Consider the following 16,852-nt stretch of genomic DNA (forward strand, 5'->3'; position numbering starts at 1 on the left):
TCTTTCTTCGAAAACAACCCAATCTAAAAGCATCTATTAAATGAACTTATATCACTTATATGGTTAAAAAAAAGACGCACTACTGTGCGTCTTTCTATATAAACCTTTGTTACTCTGTTACTTTGTAACTTTGAATCTAAAAAATTACAAAGAAACTCCTCTTTTCCAAGGAATAAAATCGTTCTGATTTAATATTGCCGCTTTAGTTTTTACCGTACCACTAGCAATATCGATAATAGTTTCAAGCATTTCATCGGCCATTTCTTCGATAGATTTTTCACCTTTGATGATTCCACCAGTATCAATATCGATGATGTCAGACATTTTTGCCGCCAACTCTGAGTTAGAAGATATTTTTACTACTGGTGCAATTGGATTTCCTGTCGGAGTTCCTAAACCTGTTGTAAACAATACCATATTCGCTCCCGAGCCTACCATTGCAGTTGTGCACTCCACATCATTTCCTGGCGTGCATAGCAATGTTAAACCTGGCTCGTTGATATACTCCCCATAATCGTAAACACCAGCAATTGGAGATGTTCCTCCTTTTTTAGCCGCTCCTGCAGATTTCATAGCGTCCGTAATCAAACCGTCTTTAATGTTACCCGGAGACGGATTCATATCAAATCCTGAACCAGCATCAACAACCGTTTTTTCGTACCATTTCATCAAATCTAAGAAACGTTTTCCGTCTTCGTCATCCACACAACGGTTTACTAATTCTTGTTCTACACCACATAGCTCAGGGAACTCAGAAAGAATTGTCGTTCCTCCTAATGCTGCCAATTTATCAGACAAAACTCCTAAAGTTGGATTAGCAGAAATTCCAGAGAATCCATCAGATCCACCGCATTCTAAACCAATTCTAAGCTTAGATAATGGCGCTGGTTCTCTCTTAATTTCGTTTGCTTTTTTAATCGCTTCAAAAGTATCTTTTACCACACTGCTCAACATCGTTTCAATAGTTCCGATAGACTGCTGATCGTAGATTAAAACAGGTTTTTTACTGTCTGGATTGATTGCATCTAAAGCTTCTTTGAAAATTGAAATCTGAAGATTCTGGCATCCTAAACTCAAAACCGTTGCTCCAGCTACGTTTGGATTATTTACATAACCAGCCAAAAGTTTAGCTAAACTGTGAGAATCCTGACGAATTCCACCGCAGCCTCCTTGGTGCGTAATGAATTTTACTTCAATATTATTGAACAAGTTCGCATCGTTTGAAGCCTCTTGATTTCCTGCTCCGCCCGTTTCTGATTTTACTAAAGAACGCAACAATAATTGATAATCGTTTTCTTTAGGTTTCATCAATTCTTTCTCAAAAATATCTTTTAAGATTTCGATGTTTCTGTTTTCACAAAAAACCAATGGAAAAAACAACCACACATTTTCTGTTCCAACCTGCCCGTCTTCTCTATGATAGCCCTGCCACGTTCTGTCTTTCCATTTATCTACATTTGGAGCTGTCCAGCCAATAGTTTCAGTTTTACCTGTAACTTTATCACTCTCGTGTTTTACGTTTGCAGTAGAAAGCAATCCTCCTTTTTCGATTCTTGCGCTTGCTTTTCCAACCAAAACACCATACATAATGATTCTGTCTCCTACATTAAAAGGAACCATTGCAATCTTATGTTTCATTTTCACATCAGACTCAACAGCAATTGATTGTCCTTCAAAATCAATCACTTCGCCAGCTGACAGATTTACCAAAGCCACCGCTACGTTATCAGTAGGATGTACTTTTATTAATTTTTTCTGCGTTGCCATAATTAACCTTTGTTCTTTGTTCTTTTTGTTTTTCTTTTATTTTCAAGCAATTGAGTATAATTCACTTTTTCTCAATCTTACTCACAATCTTAAATTTAAATCTGCTTTTATCTGTGTAAATCTGCGTGAAAAAATATTTCACGCAGATTATAAAAGATTTCAGCAGATCAAATTAGATTTTAATTCTTAGATCCTATTTATTTTATTCTTTCTTGAAACTTAGCAAAACCAGCTTCAATACCATTTGAATCAATTTCTTCTAAAGCGATTGTAATAGCTCTAGTTAATCCTGGAATTTCTGTTAAATCCTCATCCCAGAAAGATTTGTTTTGTAATGTCAAACGAGCAATTTTCTCGTAATCATCAGACTTCCAAAGTCCGCTAAAGAACGTTGTAATATCTTCACCATCTTTAACAGGCAATTCCTGTCCATTCCATGTTCCTTTATAGAAGCGAATTAAACTCGCTAATGAGAAAGTTAAATTAACTGGTAATTTTTTGTTAGCATTATAATATCCTAATAAACTAGGCAAAACTCTTACTTTGAATTTCGAAATAGAATTTAATGCAATATCAGCAAGTGCATGTTTGATAAATGGATTTTTAAAACGATCCATCACTTCCTCACAATAGGCCGTAATTTCATTTTTATCCATATCAAGCGTTTCACTAATTTCACCAATAACGCTATTTACAAATTTTCCTGTAAAATCTCCGTTAACAGTTTCCATCACTAATTTGTTACCATACAAAAGTGAAAAAGGAACCATTGCAGTGTGAGAACCGTTTAAAATACGAACTTTAATCATTTTAAAAGGACGAATATCATCAACGATTTTTACATTCAAATCTGTTTTATCAAAAGGCAATTTTGCTTTTAAATCATCTCCACCTTCAATAGCCCAAAGGAAAAAAGGTTCAGCAGCAACAATTAAATTGTCCTGATAATCTAATTTACTATTGTATTCTTCAATTTCAGCTCTTGGATATCCAGGAACAATTCTGTCAACCAAAGTACTGTGATAGGTACAAGCATCTGATACCCAAGTTTTAAATGCATCTTCTAACTTCCATGTATCACAATATTGCAAAATATATTTCTTAAGGGTCTCTGAGTTATAATCAATCAATTCACATGGAATGATTGTTACTCCTTTAGAAGCATCACCATTAAAATGTTTAAATCTTTCATATAATAAAACCGTCAGCTTTGCAGGAAACGACACGGGTGGCTGCATGTCTGGAGTATCACTTCCAATGAATTCAATTCCAGCTTCAGTAGTATTAGAAACAATAAACTGAAGTTCTTCTTCTTTAGCCAAAGCCAAATAATTTGAAAATTCAGTATAAGGGTTTACAGTTTTTACAATATTAGAAATTAACTCAATATTTTGTATTTTTTCGCCTTTTTTGATTCCGTTCATAAACAAAGTATACAAACCGTCCTGATCATTAATCATGTTGACCATACCGTCTTTCAAAGGCTGAACTATTGCAATACCAGCATTAAAATCAACTTCAGTATTTAGTTTGTGAAAAGCGTAATCTACAAAAGCTCTTAAAAAGTTCCCTTCTCCAAACTGAACTACCTTAATTGGCTGTAACTTTTCTAATCCTGTATTTATTCTATTTAATTTTTTCATTTTAAATTTTTCTTTAAAGTGTTTTAAATAACCACTATAAATCCCTATTGTTTATGTCCTTTTTTTAAAACTGTAAATGAAACATTACACTCGATTGGGTAAAACAAAGTCTGCTGTGAGGAATGGCAAACCAAATTTTTCAAGCGTAATGCTCAATTACAATCTCTAAAAATCTAAAAAAAACTTATAAAATAAGGAGTTCGGCATGATTACCCCTTAATCTATTTTCTAATATCTTTTATAATGTCAAGAACCTCTTTCACTTTTGAAGTTAGCCCTTCGAAATCTTTATTATCTAATATGTCTTTTGAAATTAACTGCGAACCTAAACCAACGCAAGTCGCACCGGCATTCAGCCAAGAACTCAAACTTTCAACCGTTGGATAAACGCCACCAGTAGGCATAATATTTGTCCACGGACAAGGGCCTTTTATTGCTTTAATGAATTCTGGTCCGTAAATATCTGCGGGAAATAATTTTACAATCTCACAGCCTAATTCTTCTGCTCTTGCAATCTCTGTCAAAGTTCCGCAACCTGGTGACCAAAGCACTTTTCTGCGATTACAAGCTATAGCTATGTCTTCTCTAAAAACTGGCGTTACAATAAAATTTGCTCCTAAACTCATATATAATGAAGCCGAAGCTGCATCTGTTACAGAACCTACACCTAAAATCATTCCTGGAAGTTCTGCTAAAGCGTATTTGTTTAAAGCTCCAAAAACTTCATGAGCAAAATCACCACGGCTTGTAAATTCCATTAATCTAGAACCTCCGTCATAACAGGCTTTTAAAACTTTCTTACTTAATTCGATATCCGAATGAAAAAATAGCGGAACCATTCCGTTTTCTTTCATTTGAGAAGCGACTTCTATTCTTGAATATTTTGCCATTTTTTATTTTAAAATTATCTTGATACTAATGCAGAACCATCACCATCAATCATATTTTCCACTTCTTTTAAGGTAACCAAGTTGTAATCTCCAGCAATGGTATGTTTTAAACAACAAGCCGCAACTGCAAAATCCAATGCTCTTTGGTTATTATCATATTCCAATAAACCGTAGATTAATCCGCCCATGAAAGCATCACCGCTTCCTACGCGATCTACAACTGGAGTAACTTCTTTTACAGCAGCGCTGTGAATTGCTTTTCCGTCATATAAAATTCCGCCGATTCTTTGGTGAGAAGCGCTTACAGAATAACGAAGCGTTGTTGCAGCAATCTTCAAATTCGGAATTAATTGAAATAATTTATCATATACCGCAGGAAGCGTTTTCTCATCCTGATAATTCGGATTCACTTTCGGAATTCCTAACATGAAATAAGCCGTATCAATATCTCCTAAAATTACATTGCTGTATTGCAACATTTCTGGCATCACTTCGCTTGGCGTTTTGCCATATTGCCACAATTTTGATCTGTAATTTAAATCGCAAGAAATCTTAATTCCTTTTTTGTGAGCGATTTTAATAGCTTCTAAACAAGCTTCTGCAGCACTTTGAGAAATTGCTGGTGTAATTCCGCTCCAGTGAAACCACTCTGCTCCTTCTAAAACTGTTTCCCAGTCAACTTGGCCTTTTTGAATAGTCGACATCGCACTATGCGCACGGTCGTAAACTACATTACTGCCACGTGTTCCCGCGCCAGTTTCTAAGAAATAAATTCCTAAACGTTCTCCGCCGTAAACAATATTTTTCGACTCCACGTTCATTTTTCTCATTTCTTTTAATGCAGAAAAACCAATTTCATTTTTTGGAAGTCTTGTAACAAATTCAGCATTTACACCATAATTTGCCAAAGAAACACAAACATTAAATTCACCGCCTCCGTATGTAGCACCAAATGCTGAAGACTGTGAAAAACGTAAATGTCTCTCTGTCGAAAGACGAAGCATGATTTCTCCAAATGCAACTACTCTACTCATGTTATATTTATTTTGCGACTCCCGATAGCTATCGGGATACAAAGATTTGAAGGATTTTAAAACTTAGCGAACCTTGCGTAAATCTTTGCGAACTTTGCGGTTAAACTTTAATTAAAATTTGAAATACTCTTTTGCGTTATTGTATGAGATGTCAGAAACTAATTTTCCGATCCATTCCATATCGTTTGGCAATTCTCCTCTTTTGATTTCGTCTCCCAAAAGATTACACAAAATACGTCTGAAATATTCGTGTCTTGGAAATGATAAGAAACTTCTAGAATCTGTCAACATTCCAACAAAACAGCTGATTAATCCCATATTAGACAAAGCATTCAATTGTTTTGTCATTCCGTCTTTCTGATCTAAAAACCACCATCCAGAACCAAATTGTACTTTTCCGCGAACGCTTCCGTCGTTGAAGTTTCCAATCATCGTTGCCATAACTTCGTTATCAGCAGGATTTAAATTATAAATGATTGTTTTAGTCAATTTATCTTTACTGTCTAAAGCATTTAAGAAAGCAGATAATTTTTGAGCCTGAGGATAATCTCCAATAGAATCCCATCCTGTATCTGGCCCTAAGATTCTGTGCATACGAGCATTATTGTTACGCAATGCACCTAAGTGAAATTGCTGTACCCATCCAAACTCATGGTACGTCTCTGATAAGAAAACTAAAATAGCGCTATGGAATTTTAAAACTTCTTCTGGAGACAATTCGCCGTTTTCTCTTTTCTTTTTGAAAATAGCATTTACTTCACTTTCTGTAAAGTTTTCAAAATCAATTTGATTTAAACCGTGATCACTTAATTTACATCCGTTTGCATTAAAAAATTCGATTCTTTTTCTTAATGCAGACTGTAAATCAGCATACGTGTTAATTGCAACTCCGGACACATCCCCTAATGTGTCCAGATATGCATTATATCCATCATTAGCAATTAAGATGGCTTTATCAGGTCTGAAAGCCGTACTCATTTTGATTCCGGTCGAATTGTTTGCGAATTTCTGGTGAAATTCTAATGTATCGATTGGATCTTCTGTAGTACAAACCAATTCAGCGTTTACTTTTTTAAGAAGATTTTGTGTGCTGTACGCTGAAGAATTTACTTTTTCTGAAGTTTCGATGTAAATTTTCTCAGCAGACTTTTCATTCAATAAATCATAAATATCAAAATAACGAGCCAATTCTAAATGCGTCCAGTGATACAAAGGATTACGCATTGTGTACGGAACTGTTTTTCCCCAGTTTAAGAATTTATCTTTATCTGAACCGTTTCCAGTTACAAACTGCTCGTTGATTCCTAATGTACGCATTGCACGCCATTTGTAGTGGTCACCGTTAATCCAAACCTGAGTGATATTGTCAAAGATTTTATCTTCGGCAATAAACTGCGGATTTAAGTGATTGTGGTAATCTATGATTGGCTGATTTTTAGAGTAATTGTGATACAACTCTTCAGCATATTTATTTTCTAATAAAAAATTATCGTTGATGAAAGTCTGGCTCATGTCTTTTAAAATATAATTTAAAAATTATTCTTCGTTTGAAGGTTTTCCGATTGTTGCAAGGATTCCTCCGTCAACATACAAAATGTGACCGTTTACAAAATCACTCGCTTTTGATGATAAAAATATTGCTGCACCGGCTAAATCACTTGGATCTCCCCATTTAGCCGCTGGCGTTCTGCTAATAATAAAATCATTAAAAGGATGTCCGTCTACGCGGATTGGCTTTGTCTGTTCTGTAGCAAAATAGCCAGGACCAATTCCGTTGATTTGAACGTTATACTTTGCCCATTCTGTCGCCATGTTTTTAGTCAGCATTTTTAAGCCTCCTTTTGCAGCAGCGTAAGCAGAAACTGTATTTCTTCCTAACTCACTCATCATAGAACAGATGTTGATGATTTTCCCTTGTCTTCTTGCAATCATTCCTTTTGCAACATGCTTAGAAACGATAAACGGACTTACTAAATCAATATCAACTACTTCTCTAAAATCTGAAACTTCCATATCAAGCAACGGAATTCTTTTGATAATTCCTGCATTATTGATTAGAATATCGATTGGTCCAACTTCACTTTCAATTTTCTGAACAGCAGTTTTCACCTCTTGCTCTTCCGTTACATTAAATTTGTAACCAATCGCATTGATGCCTTCACTTTTTAATTCAGCTACAGCGTTATCAATTTTTTCTTGAGAAGAATTTCCGTTTACTACAATTGTAGCTCCGGCTTGACCTAATCCTTTTGCCATTGCCATTCCCAGTCCGTGTGTAGAACCTGTAATAAGGGCAACTTTTCCTTTTATATCAAATAAATTTGTCATTTCTTATCTTAAATCAGTGATTTTACAAACATCCATATCTCCGTAATCTAAGTTTTCACCCGCCATTCCCCAGATAAAAGTATAATTGCTAGTTCCTGAACCTGAGTGAATTGACCAAGGCGGAGAAATTACTGCCTGATGATTGTTCATCCAGATGTGTCTTGTTTCCTGCGGTTGTCCCATAAAGTGGCAAACTGCTTGATCTTGTGGAATATCTAAGTAAAAATAAACTTCCATTCTGCGATCGTGTACGTGCGCTGGCATCGTATTCCAAACACTTCCTGGTTTCAATTCTGTCATTCCCATTTGCAATTGGCAAGTTGTTACTACGCTTCCAATAATCATTTGGTTTACAGTACGGTGATTTGCCGTTTCCATTGTTCCCAACTGTAATTTATTAGCTTCAGCTAAACTTACTTTTTTAGTTGGATAAGTGGTATGTGCTGGTGCAGAGTTTAAATAAAACTTCGCAGGATTGTTTTTATCATCACTTTTAAAAACAACTTCTTTATTTCCAGCTCCGATGTACAAAGCATCTTTAAAACCTAACTCATACGTTGTTCCTTCAACCACAACAGAACCGCTTCCTCCAACATTGATAATTCCTAATTCTCTTCTTTCTAAAAAATAAGGAGCTTTTAACGGATCTATAGTTTCTAAAGCTAAATCGCCTTTTACAGGAACTGCGGAACCTGCAATATATCTGTCGTAATGCGAGTAAACCAATACTACTTCATCTTCCTGCATTAAGTCATCAATCAGGAATTCTTCTCTCAATTGCTGTGTATCATATTTTTTAACAGCTTCTGGGCTTGACGCGTATCTTGAACTATATTTTGTCATAATTTTAAATTAATGTAATCGATTGCACAAAATTATATTTTTATATTTAAATAGCATAATTGAAATGAAAAAAAATGTTTCAATTATCAAAAAATCTATTAAAGATCGGTAATTGGACGGTATTTTGGAACTAAAGTTTTCATTACTATCCATCCTGTCAAATAACAAACCGCACAAATAGAGAAAATAATCATGTAACCTGAATTGATTCCGTTTGCAACAGTATCTCCTGCAGCGGTAAGCGACTTTAAAAAATCTTCTAAATTTGCTACTCCTTTTTCAGCAAGAAAAGCCTTTTCTGTTACTGCATCTTGAAACTGAGGATATTTTTCTAATAATGGCTGACCATTTACTGTACTCCAATTTCTTTGTGTAAAGTCAAACAATACACCTGAACCTTTGTTGATCAATGTTGAACCAACACCGCCCGCTAATCCACCGATACCGGTAATCGTAGCAATTGCTTTCTTAGGAAACATATCTCCTACCGTAGTAAAAATATTTGCTGACCAAGACTGGTGTGCTGCACCTGCAATACCGATAATGATTACGGGAACCCAATAACTAATATATCCTAAAGGCTGAGCCGCTAAAGCCAACAGAGGAAAAAAGGCAAAAATCAACATCGCTCTCATTCTTCCTTCATACGGGTTCATTCCTTTTTTCTCCACAAAATACGTTGGAAGCCATCCTCCAATAATAGACAGTAGAGTGATCATGTATAAAATAAACAATGGGAAAGCTGCTTGCGTAGAATCCATTCCGTAAACTGAGCTTAAATATGCTGGTGTCCAGAATAAAAAGAACCACCAAACGCCATCTGTCATAAATTTACCGAAAGCAAAAGCCCATGTCTGTTTGTATTTAAAACAATCCTTTAAAGAAACTTTAGAAGTAGTTTCTGGCTTGTAACCTTCGATTTTACTATCTGCAATATCATCTTGCTGAATATAAGCTAATTCTTCTGGCGTTACTCTTGCATGTTTTTCTGGTTTATCGTACATAAACATCCAGAATCCCATCCATACAAACCCTAAAGCTCCAATAATAATAAAAGACATTTCCCATCCGAAAGATTCTGCAATAAAAGGAATTGTAATTGGTGCCGCTAAAGCTCCAACTGTTGCTCCCGCATTGAAAATACTTGTTGCAAAAGCTCTGTCTTTTTTAGGAAAATATTCTGCTGTAGTTTTGATAGCAGCCGGAAAGTTTCCTGCTTCTCCAACAGCCAAAACGAAACGTGCAAAAATAAATAAAGCCACACTCACATTGATTACCAACGCTGTATCGCTTATTGTACCGATTATTTCTTTTGAACCATGAAAACCTACAAACCATTCACCTGTAATAATTCCAGAAGTGGCGATTCCGCAAAATGCGTGAAGACAAGCTCCTACAGACCAAATTCCAATTGCCCAAAGAAATCCTTTTTTAGTATCTAACCAATCTACAAATCGGCCCGCAAACAAAAGAGAAACTGCATAAAATATAGAAAACAAAGCGGTAATGTTTCCGTAATCGTTATTGGTCCAATGGAATTCAGGCGCAATAAAATCTTTCCAGGTTAAAGAAAGAACTTGTCGATCTAGATAATTGATTGTGGTCGCAAAGAACAGCAATGCACAAATACTCCAACGGTATTTTCCTGTAGATTTGATGCTCTGATTTACTGCAACAGTTTCGGTTTGATTCATAGTAAGTGGGTATTATAGTTTTTATAATTTTGGTAATCTTAAAAGACTATATTTACTGCTTTCTAAAAATATTAAAATCAATAAATTAGCACCTTTAAAGAAAATTAATGTAATCGATTGCACAAATATAGTTTTTAATCTGTACAATCCAAATAATATTGTATGAAAAATTATTTTAAGTCATTAAATAAACATATTACATAAAAAAAAGAATACAAAATTACACATTAAACAATATATTTGTTAAAAGCCAATAGGTGAATTTCATCCTTTTTAAGGGGTAAAATTGTCCTGAAATTTATATTTTGGAAGTTCATTTCATTTTAATTCCCTTTTTCGAATAATGCTATTGAATTTCTTTCGATAAAACCAAATAAACAATTGTAAAACAATTAATTAAAAATCAAATTGAAAACCACAAAAACACAATCTTTAAGAGGAGCTGCCTTTACTTTTCTTCTTTTTTCAGGAATATTTACTGTTAGCGCACAGAATCAAGTTATTCCGCTTTGGAATAAGATTCCTGACGAAATAATGGCAAACAACTATAAAGAAAAAGAAGTCATAAAAGAGGGAAAAATGCAGAGTACAAGTCAGGTTTCTGTTCCAACTCTAAGTATTTTTATTCCGAAAGAAGCGAAACCAAATCAAACGGCTGTTGTAATTTGCCCAGGTGGCGGCTACACACATTTGGCCTTTGATAAAGAAGGAACAAAAGTAGCCGAATGGTTTAATAGCTTAGGAATTGCAGCTTTTGTATTAAAATACCGAATGCCGACCGATTTAACGATGAAAAACAAAAATGTTGGGCCGTTGCAAGATGCTCAAGAAGCCATTCGCTACGTAAGACAAAATGCATCAAAATGGAATCTAAATCCTAATAAAGTTGGGATTTTAGGTTTTTCTGCTGGTGGACATCTGGCTTCTACTGCATCAACTCATTACGATGACAAAGTGTATGAATCGGCTTTTAAAGTAAGTGCACGTCCCGATTTTTCGCTATTGATTTATCCTGTAATTTCAATGGAAAACGAAATTACGCACAAAGGTTCGCAAACCAATTTACTTGGAAATAATCCTTCTCAGGAACTTATAAATTCTTTTTCTAACGAAAAGAAAGTTACTTCAAAAACACCGCCAACTTTCTTAATTCATGCCACAGACGATACGGTTGTAATACCAGAAAACAGCATCAATTACTATTTGGCTTTAAAGAAAAATGGCGTTTCAGCAGAACTGCACATTTATGAAAAAGGAGGCCACGGATTTGGTTTAGGCGTTGCAGACACTAGCAAATTTTGGACAAGAGATTGCGAAGAATGGTTAAAAGCAAACGGATATAACTAAAAAAAAGAAGGGCAAAACTTTTACAAGTTTTGCCCTTTATCAAAAAAAAAAAAAACAAAAAAGGAATTAAAAAAACCATTTTAATATGTTTAAGCAGTAACCTCTTGTTCTGCTGTATTTTTCAATTTAGGAACAGGAACTGCCTTACTTGCCACTTTTGGTTTTGCGGCAGGTTTCTTTTTACCAAATTTCTGTTTTCCCCACCAGATAATAAATCCTGTAATTGGTAAACTGGCAGAAATTAAACTGGCCAAAAAGGCTATGATTTTTCCTGTAAGTCCGAGAACACTTCCTACGTGAATATCATAATTCATACGTCGGATTTTGTCTGGGATATTGGCTTCGATATACTTTCCTGAGAAAGGCGTTTTAATCGAGATTTCTTTCAAACTCTGCTGATCATAACTGTATCGGTCCATATTATAAAAAGTGTGTTTTTGTTTGTAAACAAAAGCACCAATAGGGTCTGCAGGTTTCCCAGGAATACTAATTAAAATTCCGGCTGCCTGAGGATTTTCTTTTCTTATATTCAATAAAACTTTATCGGCTGTTGTAATATTAAATTCTTTTACATTGGTTGTGTCAGATTTTGGAGATTCGCGATTTTCTGTCAACGGTTTACCTCCAGAGGTTACCCAATACAATGATTTACTCCACCACCCAAAACTCCATACTAAGCCCGTTACGGCTATAAAAAACAGGAAAATACAGCTGTAAAAACCAAAGACATTATGCATATCATAATTGACACGCTTAAAGCTGGCATCCCATTTAATTTTAAAACTTTTATCTATAATAGATTTTATCCATTTTGTAGGCCACCACAAAACGATACCTGAAATTAATAATACAACGAAAATTAAAACTGCAACTCCAACAATTGGTCTTCCAATATCATAAGGAAGCCATAATGCACGGTGTCCGTTTAAAATCCATCTGAAAAAATCTGGAGAATCTCCTCTCGAAAAAGTTTTTACATTTAATACTTCTCCCGTATACGGATTCATATAAACGCTTATAAAAGTTCCAGATCTTCTTCCGCCTTTGCGTTTTTCACCTTTTCCTTTTTCTTTCCCTTTTTCACCAGGTTTCAGTTCCGATTTTGCTTTTCCTGCTTGATTTTGAGCAAAATCTTTTTTACGTTCTCCCCTTTTATGTTCACCTCTTTTATTTCCTCCTTTTTCACCTCGTCCTCCTTCGCCTTCTTCTTTTTTCTCCACAAAATAGCCCACAATTGCTGCTTCGTCTTTTGCACCAAAAGTCACACTTGTAGCTTTCTTGTCTTTCATTTTTTTATCTGCAATTGTAACCAATTGAGAGGGCAGTAAAAATGCTTCTTTCTGAGGTTTTACAAAACGCCAGTCTTCGATAAAATCTTTTATTTCATTTTCGAAAACATAAATACAGCCTGTAAGACTGACAATTACTACAATAATTCCAGAAGCTAAACCCAGCCACAAATGCAGCCAAGCCATGATACGCTTAAAAAGTGACTTTTTACTTTTTTTCTTGTTATTAGGTTTTGGTTTTGACGAAGAAAACATAATCGGATAGATAAATAGGATAAATAGAAAAACCGCAAGTCCTCATAAAAAATAAGGACTTACGGCAAAAAATTATTAGTATTTTAATTTCTGGATTGCAGTAATTTGTCCACCTTCAACTTTCATACCTTGTGTAGCTACACCAGTCGTTCCATTGATAGCGTAAATCCAGTTTCCATCAGGAGTATTTACACCAAGAACAGCTGAATTTCCATCTTCTGTTGTAATATTATAACGAGTAGTAGCATTTGATAATACAGCAGGCATACCAGTAACCCATTTAAAGGTTTGGTTGTACACATCAGCAACAGCTAACTTAACAGCTCCTGAATTAGTTCCTGGAGTTCCGTACATTAATAATAAGAACTTACCATTTGAGATATAACTTGTTGAAGAAATCTTGTATCCTCCAGATTTTTCTTGAACATTAAAGAAGTAAGATTTGTCAAATTCTGTAGTACCTTTATTAATTCTAACAATAGCTGAAGGTTTTGTAGAGCTTACAACATTATTAGCTGTTGCAATAGCTCCAGAAAATCCATAAGCGTCTCCTTTTTCATCTTGAAACAATCCATTAGTAAAATAAGCTCCTAAATAACTTGTACGGTTATCTTTGATTACTTTTTCTAATTTTAGATCTGGATAACTATAAACAGCTACCCAAGTACTATCAGGATGCCTTGTTCCAAAAGTATCTGGAGCAATACCATTAATTTTCATATAAGGCATAAATACTTTATCTCCCACCTGAGTTGCCCAAGTAAAATGCGCTCTTTCTGCTAAATCTGCATTTTTATTTCCAATTAAAAGTCTAGTATCTTGTGACACTGTTCCTGTGAGTACAGATTGTTCTGCATCAACTTTATACATATAAGAAATTGAAGCGCCACTTCTTGGTACTTTCACCATTAAAATATCTTTGTTAACTGGCGCAAAAACTTGTACTGTCTCAGCTTGGAAATTTGAAGTTTTAGTTAAATTTCCATCCGCAGTTAATCCATAAGTAGTAACAGCTCCTGGATTTCCCTGACCGTAAAGGAAACTAAAAAATTTGTTTTGCGTTGATAGGTAATAACGATAAGTACCATCTTGTTCTAGTCCATTTCCTGCTGTGGTAATCAATCCCTTTGAAACGTCGTCGGCAGTTAATAAATAATCTGCTACTCCAGTTGCTCCTGTAGAAACGGTAACTATATATTTTGATTTTCCTGTTTCTCCACTAGCTCCCTCATTTTTATCATCATTACTTTCGCATGAAATAAAAGTGAAAGCAAATGCAGCCAATAATAAAGGTAATTTGCTAATTGTTTTCATAAGTATTAAAAATTTATATTAAAATTATTTGTTCGATTTGTTAAAGAAGTATCTAAATTTTAGATAAAAGGCACGACTAGGTTTTTGAAGTGAAAAATTATCTACAAGTTCATTATCCAATAAGTTCTGGCATTCTAAGGCAACGTTGTATTTTCCATTGGCCATCGTGTAAACCAAGTTTAAATCATGTTTAAGTTGTGTAGGAATATCGTGTTTACCACTTGAACCTCCCCTACTTGGCCAATACAGATAATAAGCATGCACATAAAGAAGATTATAACCTACAGATAAATTATTTCCTTTCTTAAATACATCGTTAAAAAAAACTGTTGCATCTAGATTTCCAAACAAATAAGGAATATTTGGCACCCTGTCTTTATAATAGTAAGAAACATAATTTTGCTCTGGCTCATATTTGGTCATATTGCGTATATCCTGATACGTCATATTAATACCAGAAGTAAATCGGTTTTTATAAGAGTATCGAATTTCTCCATCAATACCTTTTGTTCTTACACTTCCTTGATTAACTGTTACCGTTTTGTTCTGATTATTATTAAATTCAGTACGAATAAAATCAGTAGCATTACGATATATACCATTTACATCAAATGTTAAGGCATTAATTTCATTAAATCTAGTTTGATAACTAAGACCTACATTGACATTGTTACTCGATTCTGGTTTTAAATTATTGTTACCCTGTAAATTATCATTAGGATTACCAAAAATTTCATTTGGTGTAGGTAATCGATAGGTTTTTTCATAAGAAGCTTTTACTTGCAAATTTTGTCTTAAATAATAGTTGCTTGCTCCTCCATAACCTAAAGAAGATGATTTATCATTTAACTCCTGATAGGCAACATCTCCCCAGTTTCCAGAAGGATTGTAACTTCTTGTGAGAGTAGTTTTTAAATCATAATTCTTTAAAAATAATGAAGTGCTCCATTTTTGGTTGTAGTCAAATTTATAGCCAAATGCCAAAATATTCTTTTGTAGCTTTTCAGGCTGTTGATACGTTACAGACTCAGGATAAAGTTCATCGCTTCCTTTACGGTCAAATGTGTTAAATGTATTGTTTAGCAACAATGAGTGACGTTCTCCTATAGCATAATTAGCATTAAAAGTAGCTACTCCATTGTTGTTTTTAAATTTATACAGAGATCTACCAGCTTCTCCACCTGGACCTTCATTTTGTGTATATTGCCCAAACCAATTGTATCGTCTATTTACTGTATCTACAGTTTGTTCATAACCAAAATTAAAATTTCCCGTTACATCCACATTCAACCCTTTTGTAAATAGATCTTTTACCTGGTATTTCAAAGTAGGCATCAAAGTATTCCCGCGTCTATACCTTTCGCCAAATACTGCTACCATTCTGGCTCCAGTTTGAATATCAGCCTTATTTTGTCCAGCTGTAAAACCAACCATCAATTTATCGGCATATTTTTTACCAGTAATTCCAATTTTAAAGATTACCGTTTCGTTATGGTAATTATCATGAAATCTTCTTACTCGCGTTTCAGGATAATACTTACCAGTTTCTAAATCATTAGTCTCAACATTTACCCAGTAATTATTATCCGAATAATTTTGAAATGCGTTAATCTCTGTAGTAAAACCACTTTTTGAAGTATAACCTGCGTTTATAGCTGTTTTAAACGTATTGAATGATCCAAAAGAATAAGAAGCATCCACATAAGTTCGAGGTTTGCTATTCGTTACAATATTAACAGCTCCACCCAAAGCATCTCCACCCAACCAAATAGGCACAACACCTTTGTAAACCTCTACACGATCAGCTAGGTTAATTGGAATATTATTGATTTGAAAAGACGAGCCAAAATTATCCATCGGTACGCCGTCAATAAAAATCTTAATTTGGTTTCCAGAAAATCCATTAATCGATAATTCTGATCGAGATCCTACACCTCCAGCTTCACGAAAACGTACGCCTGACACTCGATCTAAGGCATGTGCCAGATCCAAAGTAGAGTTGTGCAGTTTTTTTGCATCAAGAGCAGTTACATTATAGGCTTGTTTATTTACCTTATCAACTGCCGAACGCCCTATTACAGATACGTTTTCTAATTCTTGCAATTCACTTTCCATTTTAATCGAAAGATCTAAATTGCCTGAAACTTGAATTTGTTTTTTTTGAACTGAAAATCCCATTGCAGAGATTTTTATAGTGTGTTTTCCTGATGGAACATTTTTTAAAACATAGTTCCCTTTTTCATCTGACATTACACTTAAACCTGTTTTTTCGATGATAACGGTTGCAAACGGAACTGTTTCTCCAGAATTTTCAACAACTTTTCCTGACACTGTAAAACCTTGATTTTGCTGGGAAAATGATAAGAACGTGGTTAGAAAAAATAAACTGGCAAATAAAAATTTTTGAGCTGACATATCTTTAATTAGACTAATTATAAATAACTTTGC

General features: G+C 34.6%; 12 protein-coding genes. 1 reads left to right on the top strand and 11 read right to left on the bottom strand.

Features of this window, described 5'->3' with window-relative positions; all coding sequences use genetic code 11:
* Positions 1–144: 144 nt before the first annotated feature.
* The 8 genes from ACWA1F_RS16810 to ACWA1F_RS16845 all read right to left on the bottom strand — a co-directional run bounded on the left by ACWA1F_RS16810 (position 145) and on the right by ACWA1F_RS16845 (position 10,199).
* Positions 145–1,767, bottom strand: a complete 1,623-nt coding sequence (locus ACWA1F_RS16810) for a UxaA family hydrolase (protein ID WP_306159389.1) — start codon at positions 1,765–1,767, stop codon at positions 145–147.
* Between the two features lie 197 nt (positions 1,768–1,964).
* On the bottom strand, positions 1,965–3,410 hold the full coding sequence (locus ACWA1F_RS16815) for a tagaturonate reductase (protein ID WP_456895279.1): 1,446 nt from the start codon (positions 3,408–3,410) through the stop codon (positions 1,965–1,967).
* A 221-nt stretch (positions 3,411–3,631) separates the two neighbouring features.
* Positions 3,632–4,300, bottom strand: coding sequence for a bifunctional 4-hydroxy-2-oxoglutarate aldolase/2-dehydro-3-deoxy-phosphogluconate aldolase (locus tag ACWA1F_RS16820; RefSeq protein ID WP_456895281.1), 669 nt, complete (start codon positions 4,298–4,300; stop codon positions 3,632–3,634).
* Positions 4,301–4,314: 14 nt separating this feature from the next.
* Positions 4,315–5,334 carry a PfkB family carbohydrate kinase gene (locus ACWA1F_RS16825; RefSeq protein ID WP_456895283.1) on the bottom strand — a complete coding sequence of 340 codons (1,020 nt, stop codon included), beginning with the start codon at positions 5,332–5,334 and terminating at the stop codon, positions 4,315–4,317.
* Between the two features lie 111 nt (positions 5,335–5,445).
* Positions 5,446–6,846 carry a glucuronate isomerase gene (uxaC, locus tag ACWA1F_RS16830; RefSeq protein WP_456895285.1) on the bottom strand — a complete coding sequence of 467 codons (1,401 nt, stop codon included), beginning with the start codon at positions 6,844–6,846 and terminating at the stop codon, positions 5,446–5,448.
* Between the two features lie 24 nt (positions 6,847–6,870).
* The gene (locus ACWA1F_RS16835) at positions 6,871–7,662 is read right to left on the bottom strand and encodes a gluconate 5-dehydrogenase (RefSeq protein ID WP_456895287.1); all 792 of its coding nucleotides are present in this window, start codon (positions 7,660–7,662) and stop codon (positions 6,871–6,873) included.
* A gap of 3 nt (positions 7,663–7,665) precedes the next feature.
* Positions 7,666–8,505 (bottom strand): 5-dehydro-4-deoxy-D-glucuronate isomerase, encoded by an 840-nt coding sequence (kduI, locus tag ACWA1F_RS16840; protein ID WP_111377125.1) that lies wholly within the window; start codon positions 8,503–8,505, stop codon positions 7,666–7,668.
* 98 nt (positions 8,506–8,603) lie between these two features.
* Complete coding sequence (locus ACWA1F_RS16845; protein WP_456895290.1) at positions 8,604–10,199, bottom strand: MFS transporter; 1,596 nt, start codon at positions 10,197–10,199, stop codon at positions 8,604–8,606.
* A 408-nt stretch (positions 10,200–10,607) separates the two neighbouring features.
* Between ACWA1F_RS16845 and ACWA1F_RS16850 the strand changes: the two genes are divergently transcribed.
* Complete coding sequence (locus tag ACWA1F_RS16850; protein WP_456895292.1) at positions 10,608–11,546, top strand: alpha/beta hydrolase; 939 nt, start codon at positions 10,608–10,610, stop codon at positions 11,544–11,546.
* 89 nt (positions 11,547–11,635) lie between these two features.
* On the opposite strand, the gene ACWA1F_RS16855 is transcribed toward ACWA1F_RS16850, so the two are convergent.
* The 3 genes from ACWA1F_RS16855 to ACWA1F_RS16865 all read right to left on the bottom strand — a co-directional run bounded on the left by ACWA1F_RS16855 (position 11,636) and on the right by ACWA1F_RS16865 (position 16,819).
* Positions 11,636–13,021, bottom strand: a complete 1,386-nt coding sequence (locus ACWA1F_RS16855; RefSeq protein WP_456895293.1) for a PepSY-associated TM helix domain-containing protein — start codon at positions 13,019–13,021, stop codon at positions 11,636–11,638.
* Between the two features lie 144 nt (positions 13,022–13,165).
* Positions 13,166–14,404 carry a DUF4374 domain-containing protein gene (locus tag ACWA1F_RS16860; RefSeq protein WP_306159407.1) on the bottom strand — a complete coding sequence of 413 codons (1,239 nt, stop codon included), beginning with the start codon at positions 14,402–14,404 and terminating at the stop codon, positions 13,166–13,168.
* Between the two features lie 24 nt (positions 14,405–14,428).
* A complete protein-coding gene (locus tag ACWA1F_RS16865; protein WP_456895296.1) occupies positions 14,429–16,819 on the bottom strand; it encodes a TonB-dependent receptor in 2,391 nt (796 codons plus the stop codon).
* Positions 16,820–16,852 lie beyond the last annotated feature (33 nt).

This window comes from Flavobacterium erigeronis, from assembly GCF_054075165.1.

Coding starts and splice junctions, on each gene's coding strand:
- ACWA1F_RS16835 (WP_456895287.1), bottom strand. CDS start 7,662: ATGACAAATTTATTTGATATAAAAGGAAAAGTTGCCCTTATTACAGGT.
- ACWA1F_RS16820 (WP_456895281.1), bottom strand. CDS start 4,300: ATGGCAAAATATTCAAGAATAGAAGTCGCTTCTCAAATGAAAGAAAAC.
- kduI (WP_111377125.1), bottom strand. CDS start 8,505: ATGACAAAATATAGTTCAAGATACGCGTCAAGCCCAGAAGCTGTTAAA.
- ACWA1F_RS16855 (WP_456895293.1), bottom strand. CDS start 13,021: ATGGCTTGGCTGCATTTGTGGCTGGGTTTAGCTTCTGGAATTATTGTA.
- ACWA1F_RS16860 (WP_306159407.1), bottom strand. CDS start 14,404: ATGAAAACAATTAGCAAATTACCTTTATTATTGGCTGCATTTGCTTTC.
- uxaC (WP_456895285.1), bottom strand. CDS start 6,846: ATGAGCCAGACTTTCATCAACGATAATTTTTTATTAGAAAATAAATAT.
- ACWA1F_RS16815 (WP_456895279.1), bottom strand. CDS start 3,410: ATGAAAAAATTAAATAGAATAAATACAGGATTAGAAAAGTTACAGCCA.
- ACWA1F_RS16825 (WP_456895283.1), bottom strand. CDS start 5,334: ATGAGTAGAGTAGTTGCATTTGGAGAAATCATGCTTCGTCTTTCGACA.
- ACWA1F_RS16810 (WP_306159389.1), bottom strand. CDS start 1,767: ATGGCAACGCAGAAAAAATTAATAAAAGTACATCCTACTGATAACGTA.
- ACWA1F_RS16845 (WP_456895290.1), bottom strand. CDS start 10,199: ATGAATCAAACCGAAACTGTTGCAGTAAATCAGAGCATCAAATCTACA.
- ACWA1F_RS16865 (WP_456895296.1), bottom strand. CDS start 16,819: ATGTCAGCTCAAAAATTTTTATTTGCCAGTTTATTTTTTCTAACCACG.